Below are 12,230 nucleotides of genomic sequence, written 5' to 3' on the forward strand. Positions count from 1 at the left end.
CCCACCGGGTGCGGTGCCCGCCATGTGGACTGGATTCGCAAATCCCTTCCATTTGGAAATAACTGGCTCTAGTGTCTCCCCACCACCTCGGGTCGCCCCGCCACGGGTCGTCACGGAAGAGAGCCCCCACATGTCCGAAGCACCCGCCTCACCCACCGGCACCGGCACCGGGACCGGCAGCAGCACCGGCATCGAGAGCTACGGCTACAAACAGGAGCTGCGCCGTTCCCTGCGCTTCACCGACCTGCTGGTCTACGGCCTGGTCTTCATGGTCCCGATCGCCCCCTTCGGCATCTTCGGCAGCGTCTTCCAGGGCTCCGGCGGCATGGTCGCCCTCGCCTACGTGCTCGGCATGGTGGCGATGATGTTCACCGCCCTGTCCTACGCCCAGATGTCCCGGGCGTTCCCGATGGCCGGCTCGGTGTACACCTACGCGGGGCGCGGCATCGCGGCTCCGGTCGGCTTCCTGTCCGGCTGGATGATCCTGCTGGACTACGTGCTCGTCCCCGGCCTGCTCTACCTGATCGCCGGCGTGGCGATGAACTCGCTGGTGCCGGCGGTGCCGGTCTGGCTGTGGCTGGTCGGCTTCGTGCTGCTGAACACCGCCGTCAACTACCTGGGCGTCGAGATGACGTCGAAGGTCAACAAGGCGATGCTGATCGGCGAGCTGGTCGTGCTGGTGGTGTTCATCGGCTTCGGCCTGGCCGCGCTGGCCTCCGGCAAGGGCCGCGGCTTCGACTTCACCCCGGTCTACAACTCCCAGACGTTCTCCTGGAGCCTGGTCTTCGGCGCGGTGTCGGTGGCGGTGCTGAGCTTCCTCGGCTTCGACGGCATCTCCACCCTCTCCGAGGAGAACAAGGACTCCGCCAAGGCCGTCGGCAAGTCGATGATCGCCGCGCTGCTGCTGGCCGGCTCGCTGTTCATCGTGCAGACCTGGATCGCCTCGCTGCTCGTCCCGGACCCGGCCGCGCTGATCGCCGACGGCGACCCGGACGGCACCGCCTTCTACGACGCGGCACGCGTCGCCGCCGGCGGCTGGCTCGCCACCGTCACCGCCGCCGCGACCGCCGTCGCCTGGGGCTTCGCCAACTCCCTGGTCGCCCAGGCGGCCACCTCGCGACTCCTGTTCGCGATGGCCCGCGACCGCCAGCTGCCCGCCTTCCTCGCCAAGGTCCACCCGCGCCACCGCGTCCCGGTGAACGCGACCCTGCTGACCGCGGGCGTCTCGCTCGTCCTCGGCCTCTACACCGCCTCGCGCGAGGACGGCATCACGCTGCTCTCCACGCTGGTCAACTTCGGCGCGCTGACCACCTTCCTCGTCCTGCACGTGTCCGTGGTGGTGCACTACGTGTTCCGCCGCCGCAGCCGCGACTGGTGGCGTCACCTCATCGCCCCCGTCATCGGCTTCGCGATCCTGGCGTACGTGGTCGTGAACGCGGACATCGCCGCCCAGCGCCTCGGCTTCGTCTGGCTGGCGATCGGCGGACTCGTCCTGACCGGGCTGCTGCTGTCCGGCCGCCGCCCGAACCTCGCCGCGGTGGCCTCCGACGCCACCCCCGATTCCTCCCCCGGCAAGGAGACCCCGTGAACCTGCCCGACGTCGTCACCCTCTCGCCCAAGCCCGAGGACTACGCCTACACCTTCGGCGGACGCACCCCGTTGGTGACCGTCCAGCCCGGCACGGTGGTCGAGCTGACCACCGAGGACTGCTTCGGCGGCCGGGTCCGCGGCTTCGCCGACCTGCCGAGCGCGGTCTGCGAGTTCCCCTACCTCAACCCGGTCACCGGACCGATCGCGGTGGCCGGCGCCGAGCCCGGCGACACCCTGGCCGTGCACTTCGTGGAGATCACCCCGGCCCGCGACTGGGGCGTCTCCAGCACCTTCCCGCACTTCGGCGCGCTCACCACCACCCACTCCACCGCGATGCTGCACGCGCCGCTGGAGGAGCGGGTCTGGGTGTACGAGCTGGACACCGCGGCCGGCGTCTGCCGGTTCCGGGCCCGCAACAGCGACTTCACCGCCGAACTCCCGCTGGACCCGATGCACGGCACCGTCGGCGTCGCGCCCGCCGGCGGGGAGACCCTGATGTCGATCACCCCGGGCGCGCACGGCGGCAACCTCGACACGCCCGAGATGCGGGCCGGCACCACCGCCTACTTCGGCGTCAACGTGCCCGGCGGACTGCTCGCCATCGGCGACGGCCACGCCCGCCAGGGCGAGGGCGAGGTCTGCGGAACGGCCGTCGAGACGGCGATGCGCACCACGGTGGTGGTCGACCTGATCAAGGGCGGCGGCCCGGCCTGGCCCCGCCTGGAGAGCGACCACCACCTGATCTCCACCGGCTCGGCCCGGCCCCTGGAGGACGCCTTCCGGATCAGCCAGCACGACCTCGTCACCTGGAGCGCCGACCTGCTCGGCCTGGACCTGCTGGACGCCTACCAGCTGGTCAGCCAGGCCGGCCTGGCCCCGGCCGCCAACGTGTGCGACACCAACTACACGATGGCCGCCAAGCTCCCCAAGTCCCTCCTGGGCCGCACCCGCGCCTACGACGGCCTGCACGACCACCTCCGCGCGACCGCCGCCGCCTACCTGAAGGGGCGTTGAAGAGGGATCAGGATCCCCGGACAACGGTGTTCTGACAGGCCGTGAGGAGCCATCGGCCGTCCTCCTTGGCCATGACGTAGAGCGGGCTGCCCTCCTCCCCGACCTGCCCGCCGCCGCCGTCGAGGTAGCGCTGGCGCACCTTGACGGCGGCGACGTCGGGGCGGAGGAAGAACACGTGCACCACCTCGTACACGGCCGTGCTGCCGCTGCCCACGACGGCCCCGGGCAGCACCGTGCGGGTGAACTCGGCGATCTCCTCCCGGCCGCGCAGCAGCCTGCCGTGGCCGGTGGTCCAGATCGCGTCGGCGCGGAAGAGGCCGACGAACTCCTCGACCAGCTCATTGGCCTGCGCGTGCTGGACGGTGGCGACCACCTGCTGGATGGCGGCGATCTCGGCTTCGGCGGAGCCGGCGTCCAGGAGGGCGTTCCCGGTGCGGGCCGGGCCCGCGGTGATCGTGGTGTTCGCGTCGGTGTTCATGCCGACCATCGTCGGATCTCAAGTCCGCTTCAGGTCAAGGCCGACGGCGGTCCGGACTTGAAGCTGCCGCAGCGGCAGCCTCTAACGTCCTGGGCAGGGCCGGAGGAACCGGCCCCGGTGAGAGACGTGAGGGAGAACGGGATGGCCGGCTGGCCGATCGCCGATGTGGCGCGGATGTCGGGAGTGACGGCGCGGACGTTGCGGCACTACGACGAGATCGCGCTGCTGCCGCCCGCCGGGGTCGGCGCCAACGGCCACCGCTACTACGGGGAGTCGGAGCTGCTGCGGCTCCAGCAGATCCTCGTGCTGCGGGCACTGGGCCTGGGGCTGTCCGAGATCGGCCGGATCCTGGCCACCCGGGTGGACGAGCTGGAGGCGCTGCGCGGCCACCACCGCCGGCTGCTCGCCGAGCGCGACCGTCTGGACGCGCTGGCCGCCACGGTCGCCCGCACGATCTCCGATCTGGAGCGATCCAGGAAGGACGGTACGCCGATGACCGCGATCAACCGGCCCGAGAACCTCTTCGAGGGAGTCCGGGCCGCCGACTACGAGGAGGGCGTGCGCGCGTTCCCCGAGCTGGCCGAGGCCACCGAGCGGGTCACCGCGGAGCTGAGCGCGGAGGAGATCGAGGCGGGGCAGCGCGAGCGCACCGCGCTGATGGTCCGGCTCGCCGAGCTGATGGCCGCCGGGGAGCCGGTCGACGCCGCGGCGGTGCGGGCCGAGGTCGCCGGGCAGTACCGGGCGCTCGCCGCGATCCAGCCGGTCTCCGCGGAGGAGTTCCGGGCGATGGGCCGGGCCTGCGTGGAGAACGAGCCGTGGCGGGCCGCGTACGAGTCGATCGCCCTGGGGCTCGCCGAGTACCAGCGGGACGCCATCGAGGCGTACGCGGCGACGCTGCCCGCCTGAGCCTCCTGAACCGCCCGGGCGGCCTCGCCGGGGGCCGGGCGGGCACGGCGGGCGCGGGCGGGTGGACGGGACCCGCGCGCGCCCGCCTCCGCGGGCTCCGCAGCCCGCACCCGAACGGGTGATCTACGCTGGTGAGGTGCTCCTTCTCGTTCGCCGCCGCCACGTGGACCTGCTCCGCGTGACCAGCATGTCCTGTCGACGCTCCGGCTGAACCTCGTACCCCTCCCCTCAGCGCGGCCCGCAGCGGCCGCGCTCCCCCCTCCCGGCCCCGGGCACGGCCGCCGCACCAGGCGCGTCCCCGGCGTTCCCGGTCACCACCGGAGCCGGCCGGGACGAGACCCAGCGGATGTCACCCATGACGCAGCAGCACCAGCCCACCCTCGAAGCCCCCGTCGACGCTCTTCCGGTGATCGACCTCTCGCTCGCCGGCGGCAGCCCGGCGGACCGCACCCGCCTGCACGACGAACTGCGGACCGCGGCCACCGGCGTCGGCTTCTTCCAGCTCGTCGGCCACGGGATCACCCCGGCCGAGACGGCCGCCCTCACCGACGCCATGCGGGCCTTCTTCGCCCTCCCCGAGGCCGAGCGCCTCGCCGTCGCCAACCTCCACTCCCCGCACTACCGCGGCTACACCCGCACCGGCGACGAGCGCACCGGCGGCAGCCGGGACTGGCGCGACCAGCTCGACATCGGCGCCGAACTGCCCCCGCACGTGCCCGCGGCCGGCGAGCCCCCGTACTGGTGGCTGGAGGGCCCCAACCAGTGGCCCGCCGCGCTCCCCGGGCTGCGCACCGCGGCGCTGGCCTGGATCGACCGGCTCGGCGCGGTCGCCCGCACGCTGCTGCACGAACTCCTCGCCGCGATCGGCGCCCGCCCCGACTTCTACGACCCCGCCTTCGCCGGGCACCCGCACCTGCGGCTCAAGCTGGTCCGCTACCCGGGCACCGCACCCGACGGCGCCGCCCAGGGCGTCGGCGCGCACAAGGACTACGGCTTCATCACCCTGCTCCTCCAGGACACCGTCGGCGGCCTCCAGGTGCAGCGCCCGGACGGCTCCTTCCTGGACGTCCCGCCGCTGGAGGGCGCCTTCGTCGTCAACCTCGGTGAACTGCTGGAGGTCGCCACCGACGGCTACCTGAAGGCCACCAGCCACCGCGTGGTCAGCCCGCCCGGCGCCCGCGAGCGCTACTCCGTCCCGTTCTTCTACAACCCCCGCCTCGACGCCCACGTCGAACCGCTGGACTTCCCGCTCGCCCACCACGCCCCCGGCGCCACCCAGGACCCGGCCAACCCGCTCTACGCCGACTTCGGCTTCAACGAGTGGAAGGGCTACACCCGCGCCCACCCCGAGGTCACCCGCCGCCACCACCCCGACCTCGCCGCCTGACACCCACCCGCCGCCCACGGGCCCGCGATCCCCACCGGAGCGCGGGCCCGCCCGCGTTCGGGGCGTGGACCCGGTGCGACAGCGGTGTCACACTCCTGGTGTCACAGTGGTGCTGCTACGAGGCGGGAGGCCGGAGGTGGAGGTGCGGCTGACGGTGGACGAGTTGGCGGCGCGGGCGGGGGTGACGGTGCGGACGGTCCGGTTCTACGGGACGAAGGGGCTGCTGCCGCCGCCGGTGCTGGGGGCCCGGCGGGTCGGGTGGTACGGGGCGGAGCACCTGGACCGGCTGGGGCTGATCGAGGAGTTGCAGCGGCAGGGGCTGACGCTGGCCGCCATCGAGCGGTACCTGGCGCGGCTGCCGCGCGGGACCACGCCGCTGGACCTGGCGATCCACCGGGCGCTGGTGGCGTCGTGGACGCCGGAGGTGCCGGAGGAGGCGGGCCGCGCCGAGGTGGAGCGGCGGGCCGGGCGGCGGCTGTCGGAGGAGCAGGTGGACCGGCTGGCCGCGATGGGGGCGCTGGAGCGGACGGCGGACCCGGAGGTGTTCCGGGTGGACCCGGGGCTGCTGCCGCTGGGGGTGCGGATCCTGGACGTGCCGATCCCGCTGGACACGCTGGTGGCGGCGCGCGCGGTGGTGGTGGAGCACAGCCGGGCGACGGCGCGGGAGCTGCAGCGGCTGTTCCGGGAGACGGTGTGGAAGCCGTACCGGGAGAGCGAGCCGGCGCCGGACGACGTGCAGCGGATGAAGGCGCTGACCGATCACATCCAGCCGATGGTGGCGCAGGCGCTGGTCACGGCGTTCCAGCGGTCCTTGCGGGAGGAGCTGGGCAACGAGCTGGGCGAGGAGTCGGGCGAGGAGTCCGGCGGGGCGGCCGCCGAGGAGCAGCGGGCCGCCCCGCCCGGGTGAGGGGCCTGCGGGCTCAGTCGCCGAAGGTGCCGCCCTCGGCGGCGATCCGCTCCAGCAGGGCGGGCGGCGCGAACCGCTCGCCGTAAGCGGCGGCGAGTTCGCGGGCACGGGCCGCGAAGCCGGACGGGCCGCCCGGGTAGCCGTTGATGTACTGGAGGACACCGCCGGTCCAGGCCGGGAAGCCGATGCCGAGGATGGAGCCGACGTTGGCGTCCGCGACCGAGGTGAGCACCCCCTCCTCCAGGCAGCGCACCGAGTCCAGGGCCTCGCTGAACAGCATCCGCTCCTTGAGGTCCTCGAACGGCACGGCGGCGTCCGCCCGCGTGAAGTGCTCGCGCAGGCCCGGCCACAGACGGCCGCGCACCCCGTTCTCGTCGTACTCGTAGAAGCCGGCGCCGCCGCTGCGGCCGGGGCGGCCGAACTCGTCGACCATCCGGTCCACCACCGCGTCCGCCGGGTGGGCGGTCCACTCGCCGCCGGCGGCCTCGACGGCGCGCCGGTACTCGTCACGGATCCTGCGCGGCAGGGTGAGGGTCAGTTCGTCGAGCAGCGAGAGCACCTTGGCCGGGTAGCCGGCCTGCGCGGCGGCCTGCTCGACGCTGGAGGGATCGACGCCCTCGCCGATCATGGCGACGCCCTCGTTGATGAACTGGCCGATCACCCGCGAGGTGAAGAAGCCGCGCGAGTCGTTGACCACGATCGGGGTCCGGCCGATCCGGCGGACCAGGTCGAAGGCGCGGGCCAGCGCCTCGTCCCCGGTCTGCGGTCCTCGGACGATCTCCACCAGCCGCATCTTGTCGACCGGCGAGAAGAAGTGCAGGCCGATGAAGTCGGCGGTGCGCTCCACGCCCTCGGCGAGCAGGCCGATCGGCAGGGTGGAGGTGTTGGAGCAGAGCAGCGCGTCCGGCGCGACGACACCCTCGATCTCCTGGAACACCTTGTGCTTCAGCTCGGGGTTCTCGAAGACCGCCTCGATCACCACGTCGCAGCCGGCCAGGTCGGCGGCCTCGGCGGTGGGGGTGATCCGGGCGAGGATGTCGTCGCGCTGCGCCCCGGTCCTGCGCCCGCGTGCCACCGCCTTCGCCAACAGGCCCTCGGAGTAGGCCTTTCCGCGCTCGGCGGCCTCGGCGGTGACGTCCTTGAGCAGCACCTCGATGCCGGCCTCGGCGCAGACGTGGGCGATGCCGGCGCCCATCATGCCGGCGCCGAGCACCGCGACCTTGCGGACCGTCCGCCTCTCCACCGAAGCGGGCCGTCCGGCACCGGAGTTGACCGCCTGGAGGTCGAAGAAGAGCGCCTGGATCATGTTCTTGCTGGTCTGCCCGCAGGCCAGCTCGGTGAAGTAGCGGGCCTCGACCACCATCGCGGTGTCGACGTCCACCTGGGCGCTCTCGACGGCGGCCGCGAGCACGTTGCGCGGCGCCGGGTAGGGGGCGCCGGCCAGCTGCTTGCGCAGGTTGGCGGGGAAGGCGGGCAGGTTGGCGGCGAGGGCCGGGGTGCTGGGGGTGCCGCCGGGGATCTTGTAGCCCTTGACGTCCCAGGGCTGGACGGGGGCCGGGTTCGCCTCGATCCAGGCCCGCGCCCGGGCAGTCAACTCCTCGGGGGTGTCGACGAGTTCGTGCACCAGGCCGTGTTCGAGGGCCTGCGCCGGGCGGTACTGGCGGCCCTGCAGCAGGAACTTCAGCAGGGCGTCGGTGATGCCGAACAGCCGGACGGTGCGGACGATCCCGCCGCCGCCGGGGAGCAGGCCGAGGGTGACCTCGGGCAGGCCGATCCGGCTCGCGGGGATGTCCAGGGCGATCCGGTGGTGGCAGGCGAGGGCGAGTTCCAGGCCGCCGCCGAGCGCGCTGCCGTTGACGGCGGCGACGACCGGCCTGCCGAGCGTCTCCAGGGTGCGCAGGGCCCGCTTGATCCGCATCGACTTCTCGAAGACGGCGGCGGCGTCCTCGGGGCGGGCGGCGGAGAGCATCCGCAGGTCGCCGCCGGCGAAGAAGGTCTTCTTGGCCGAGGTGACGACCACGCCGCGCAGCCCGCCGTCGGCGGCGAGGCCGGCCAGCCGGGCGACGACGGCCTCGAAGTCGGCGGTGAACGCGTCGTTCATGGTGTTGACGGACTGGGTGGGGTCGTCGAGGACGAGGGTGACCACGCCGTCCTGGTCCTGCTCCCAGCGGATGGTGGTGGTGTCGCTCATGGGTTCGGATCTCCGGAGGAGGGTGAGGAGGAGGGCGGAGGACGGGGTCAGACGCGCTCGACGACGGTGGCGATGCCCATGCCGCCGCCCACGCAGAGGGTGGCCAGGCCGTAGCGCAGCTCGCGCCGCTCCAGCTCGTCGACGAGGGTGCCGATCAGCATCGCGCCGGTGGCGCCCAGCGGGTGGCCGAGGGCGATCGCGCCGCCGTTGACGTTCACCTGCTCCGGGGAGAAGCCCATCTCGCGGATGAAGCGCAGGGCGACGGCGGCGAAGGCCTCGTTGATCTCGACCAGGTCGATGTCGGCGGCGGTCAGCCCGGCCTTGGCGAGCGCCTTGCGGGTGGCGGGCGCGGGACCGGTGAGCATGATGGTCGGCTCGGAGCCGGAGACGGCGGCGGAGACGATCCGGGCGCGCGGCCGCAGCCCGTAGCGCTCGCCGGTCTCCCGGTTGCCGATGGCGACCAGGGCGGCGCCGTCGACGATGCCGGAGGAGTTCCCGGCGTGGTGGACGTGGTCGATGGCCTCCACCCAGTGGTACTTCTGCAGGGCGACGGCGTCGAAGCCGCCGGCCTCGCCGATCGCGGCGAAGGAGGGCTTGAGCCCGGCCAGCGTCTCGACGGTGGTGCCGGGGCGGATGAACTCGTCGCGGTCCAGCACGACCAGGCCGCTGCGGTCGCGGACCGGGACGACCGAGCGGTCGAACAGGCCGTCGGCCTGGGCCTTGGCGGCACGGGCCTGGGACTCGGCGGCGAAGGCGTCGACGTCGGTGCGCGAGAAGCCCTCGATGGTGGCGATGAGGTCGGCGCCGATGCCCTGGGGCACGAAGTTGGTCTCGTAGGCCGTCATCGGGTCGGCGAACCAGGCGCCGCCGTCGGAGGCCATCTTCACCCGGGACATCGACTCGACGCCGCCGGCCAGGACGAGGTCCTCCCAGCCGGAGCGGACCTTGGCGGCGGCCAGGTTGACGGCCTCCAGGCCGGAGGCGCAGAAGCGGTTCTCCTGGACGCCGGCGACCGTGTCGGGCAGGCCGGCGGCGATGGCGGCGATCCGGGCGATGTCGGAGCCCTGGTCGCCGACCGGGCTGACCACGCCGAGCACGATGTCGTCGATCGCCGCCGGGTCCAGGCCGGGGAAGCGGCGGCGGATCTCGTGGATCAGGCCGACGACCAGGTCGATCGGCTTGGTGCCGTGCAGGGAGCCGGTGGCCTTGCCCCGGCCGCGCGGGGTGCGGATCGCGTCGTAGACGTACGCTTCGGTGGTCACGGTGGGGAGCCTTTCGGGGCAGAGGGTTTGACGCCGGAGAGCCGTGGGAGACGGGCGGGAGATCGGAGGCGGGGATCAGTCGAGCAGGGAGCGGCCCACGATCTCCTTCATGATCTCGGTGGTGCCGCCGTAGATGGTCTGGATGCGGCCGTCGGTGAACGCCCGGGCCACCGGGTACTCGGCCATGTAACCGTAGCCACCGTGGAGTTGGAGGCAGCGGTCGGCGGTGCGCTTCTGCAGTTCGGTGGCCCACCACTTGGCCATCGAGGCGTCCGCCGGGGTGAGCGCGTAGCGGTTGTGCTCGGTGATGCAGCGGTCGACGAAGGCGCGGGTGACGGCGCACTCGGTGGCCAGTTCGGCGATCTCGAAGCGCACGTGCTGCAGCTTGGCCAGCGGCCGGCCGAACGCCTCGCGCTGCTTGACGTAGGCGGTGGTGATCTCGACCAGGTGCTCGGCGCCGGCGATCGCGGCGGCGGCGATGGCGAGCCGCTCCTGGGCGAGGTTGCGCATCAGGTAGAGGAAGCCCTGGTCCGGCTCGCCGAGCAGGTTCCGCTTGGGGACGCGGACGTCCTGGAAGAACAACTCGGCGGTGTCCTGGGCCTTCTGGCCGATCTTGTCGAGGTTGCGGCCGCGCTCGAAGCCGGGCATCCCGCGCTCGACGACCAGCAGGCCGAGACCGTGCGCGCCGCCCTCGGGGGTGGTGCGGGCGACCACGATCACCAGGTCGGCGAGGATGCCGTTGGAGATGAAGGTCTTGGCGCCGTTGAGCAGGAAGTGGTCGCCCCGGTCGACCGCCTGGGTGCGGATGCCCTGGAGGTCGGAGCCGGTGCCGGGCTCGGTCATCGCGATGGCGGTGATCAGCTCGCCGGTGCAGAAGCCGGGCAGCCAGCGGCGCTTCTGCTCCTCGGTGGCGAGCGAGGTGAGGTAGGGGCCGATGATGTCGTTGTGCAGGCCGAGCGCCAGACCGGAGGCCCCGGCCCGGGCGAACTCCTCGGCCAGCACGGCGGCGTAGCGGAAGTCGGCGGTTCCCCCGCCGCCGTACTCCTCGGGCACGGCGAGGCCGAGCAGGCCCTGCCGGCCGGCGGCCAGCCAGGCCTCGCGGTCGACGATGCCGGCCTTCTCCCAGCGGTCGTAGTGCGGCAGCACCTCCTTGGCGAGGTAGGCCCGGACGGTGGCCCGGAAGTCCTCGTGCTCGTCGGTGAAGAGGTCGCGTTGCACGGCAATCTCCTTGGCGGGGTAAGCGGTTCAGGCGGTCGGCGGCGCGACGAGGCCGGGTACGCCCCAGTCGGCGGCGACCTCGGCGGTGTCGGCGCCCGGCCGGCCGGGCGGGCGGCGCAGCGCGCCGGGGGTGGCGGAGAACCGCGGGGCGGGGGCGGGCTGGGTCACGCCGTCCACCTCGACGTACGTCCCCCGGGCCACCAGGTGCGGGTGGTCGTGCGCCTGACGCATCGTCAGCACCGCTTCCACGCAGGCGTCGGACCCGGCGAAGACGGTCTCCCACGCGGCGCGCGGCCGGGTGGCGAAGCGTGCGGCGATCCGGGCGCGCAGTTCGGGCCAGCGGGCGGTGTCCCACTGGCCGGGCGCGTCCGGGCCCAGCTCCAGCAACCGGGCGAACTCGGCGTAGAACTGCGGCTCCAGGGCGCCGACCGCGAGGTGGCCGCCGTCGGCGGCCGGGTAGACGGCGTAGAACGGCGCGCCGCCGTCGAGCAGGTTGACGCCGCGCCGCTCCTGCCAGCGCCCGCCGGCCAGCAGGCCCTGGAGGACGGCGGTGAGGTGGGCGGCGCCGTCGACGATGGCGGCGTCGACGACCTGGCCGGCGCCGGTGGCGCGGGCGTGGTGCAGGGCGGCGAGCAGGCCGACGACCAGGTAGAGCGAGCCGCCGGCGTAGTCGCCGAGCAGGTTGGCGGGGAGGGCGGGCGGCCCCTCGGGGGCGTCGGTCACGGGCGCGGGCACGGCGGGTGCGGTGGGCGCGACCAGGCCGAGCGCGCCCGACACCGCCGTGTACCCGATGTCGTGCCCGGCCCGGGCGGCCAGCGGTCCGCCCTGACCCCAGCCGGTCATCCGTCCGTACACCAGCGCGGGGTTGCGGGCGAGGCAGGCCTCGGGCCCGACGCCGAGGCGCTCCGCGACGCCGGGCCGGTAGCCCTCGATCAGCAGGTCCGCGCGGGCGGCCAGGTCGAGCACCAGGCCGGGACCGCCGGGGGCCTTGAGGTCGACCACCACCGAGCGCTTGTTGCGGCCCGCGACGTCGTACGCCGGTTCGATGCCGAGCGGCGAGGGTTCGGGCCGGTCGACCCGGACGACGTCGGCGCCGAGGTCGCCCAGCAGCATCGCGGCGAACGGCCCGGGACCGATCCCGGCGAGCTCGACCACCCGGACGCCGGCCAGCGGTCCGCCGCGCCCGGCCCCGACGCCGTCACGTTCGGACGCCACTGCCCCTCCGGGGGTCGACGAAGTCTGACAGTAAAGCTGTCACACTCGCGATGATAGGGAAG

At 73.5% G+C, this 12,230-nt stretch carries 10 protein-coding genes; 5 read left to right on the plus strand and 5 right to left on the minus strand.

Annotated elements, in window-relative coordinates; genetic code table 11:
* The first annotated feature begins 130 nt into the window (after window positions 1–130).
* Both ACFVVU_RS04370 and ACFVVU_RS04375 read left to right on the plus strand, forming a co-directional pair.
* Window positions 131–1,588 carry an APC family permease gene (locus ACFVVU_RS04370; protein WP_380681430.1) on the plus strand — a complete coding sequence of 486 codons (1,458 nt, stop codon included), beginning with the start codon at window positions 131–133 and terminating at the stop codon, window positions 1,586–1,588.
* Window positions 1,585–2,604 (plus strand): acetamidase/formamidase family protein, encoded by a 1,020-nt coding sequence (locus ACFVVU_RS04375; protein ID WP_380681428.1) that lies wholly within the window; start codon window positions 1,585–1,587, stop codon window positions 2,602–2,604. Before ACFVVU_RS04370 ends, ACFVVU_RS04375 begins: the two co-directional genes overlap by 4 nt.
* Before the next feature lie 7 nt (window positions 2,605–2,611).
* On the opposite strand, the gene ACFVVU_RS04380 is transcribed toward ACFVVU_RS04375, so the two are convergent.
* Window positions 2,612–3,082, minus strand: a complete 471-nt coding sequence (locus ACFVVU_RS04380; protein WP_380681426.1) for an SgcJ/EcaC family oxidoreductase — start codon at window positions 3,080–3,082, stop codon at window positions 2,612–2,614.
* A 141-nt stretch (window positions 3,083–3,223) separates the two neighbouring features.
* On the opposite strand from ACFVVU_RS04380, the gene ACFVVU_RS04385 reads away from it, so the two are divergent.
* From ACFVVU_RS04385 to ACFVVU_RS04395, 3 genes are all read left to right on the plus strand, one after another.
* On the plus strand, window positions 3,224–3,988 hold the full coding sequence (locus tag ACFVVU_RS04385; RefSeq protein ID WP_387788503.1) for a MerR family transcriptional regulator: 765 nt from the start codon (window positions 3,224–3,226) through the stop codon (window positions 3,986–3,988).
* A 355-nt stretch (window positions 3,989–4,343) separates the two neighbouring features.
* The gene (locus tag ACFVVU_RS04390) at window positions 4,344–5,375 is read left to right on the plus strand and encodes an isopenicillin N synthase family dioxygenase (RefSeq protein WP_387788351.1); all 1,032 of its coding nucleotides are present in this window, start codon (window positions 4,344–4,346) and stop codon (window positions 5,373–5,375) included.
* A 136-nt stretch (window positions 5,376–5,511) separates the two neighbouring features.
* Window positions 5,512–6,282 (plus strand): MerR family transcriptional regulator, encoded by a 771-nt coding sequence (locus ACFVVU_RS04395; RefSeq protein ID WP_380681422.1) that lies wholly within the window; start codon window positions 5,512–5,514, stop codon window positions 6,280–6,282.
* 13 nt (window positions 6,283–6,295) lie between these two features.
* Here the strand turns inward: ACFVVU_RS04395 and ACFVVU_RS04400 are convergent, their stop codons facing one another.
* The 4 genes from ACFVVU_RS04400 to ACFVVU_RS04415 form a co-directional block, all read right to left on the minus strand.
* The gene (locus ACFVVU_RS04400; protein ID WP_387788352.1) at window positions 6,296–8,473 is read right to left on the minus strand and encodes a 3-hydroxyacyl-CoA dehydrogenase NAD-binding domain-containing protein; all 2,178 of its coding nucleotides are present in this window, start codon (window positions 8,471–8,473) and stop codon (window positions 6,296–6,298) included.
* A 47-nt stretch (window positions 8,474–8,520) separates the two neighbouring features.
* A complete protein-coding gene (locus tag ACFVVU_RS04405) occupies window positions 8,521–9,735 on the minus strand; it encodes an acetyl-CoA C-acetyltransferase (protein ID WP_355368776.1) in 1,215 nt (404 codons plus the stop codon).
* A 75-nt stretch (window positions 9,736–9,810) separates the two neighbouring features.
* Window positions 9,811–10,953 carry an acyl-CoA dehydrogenase family protein gene (locus tag ACFVVU_RS04410; RefSeq protein ID WP_387788353.1) on the minus strand — a complete coding sequence of 381 codons (1,143 nt, stop codon included), beginning with the start codon at window positions 10,951–10,953 and terminating at the stop codon, window positions 9,811–9,813.
* Window positions 10,954–10,980: 27 nt separating this feature from the next.
* Window positions 10,981–12,168, minus strand: a complete 1,188-nt coding sequence (locus tag ACFVVU_RS04415) for a CaiB/BaiF CoA transferase family protein (RefSeq protein ID WP_387788354.1) — start codon at window positions 12,166–12,168, stop codon at window positions 10,981–10,983.
* Between the last annotated feature and the right edge of the window lie 62 nt (window positions 12,169–12,230).

It is taken from the genome of Kitasatospora sp. NPDC057965 (genome assembly GCF_042887135.1).
Lineage (GTDB): Bacteria > Actinomycetota > Actinomycetes > Streptomycetales > Streptomycetaceae > Kitasatospora.

Coding starts and splice junctions, on each gene's coding strand:
- ACFVVU_RS04370 (WP_380681430.1), top strand. CDS start 131: ATGTCCGAAGCACCCGCCTCACCCACCGGCACCGGCACCGGGACCGGC.
- ACFVVU_RS04380 (WP_380681426.1), bottom strand. CDS start 3,082: ATGAACACCGACGCGAACACCACGATCACCGCGGGCCCGGCCCGCACC.
- ACFVVU_RS04385 (WP_387788503.1), top strand. CDS start 3,224: ATGGCCGGCTGGCCGATCGCCGATGTGGCGCGGATGTCGGGAGTGACG.
- ACFVVU_RS04390 (WP_387788351.1), top strand. CDS start 4,344: ATGACGCAGCAGCACCAGCCCACCCTCGAAGCCCCCGTCGACGCTCTT.
- ACFVVU_RS04400 (WP_387788352.1), bottom strand. CDS start 8,473: ATGAGCGACACCACCACCATCCGCTGGGAGCAGGACCAGGACGGCGTG.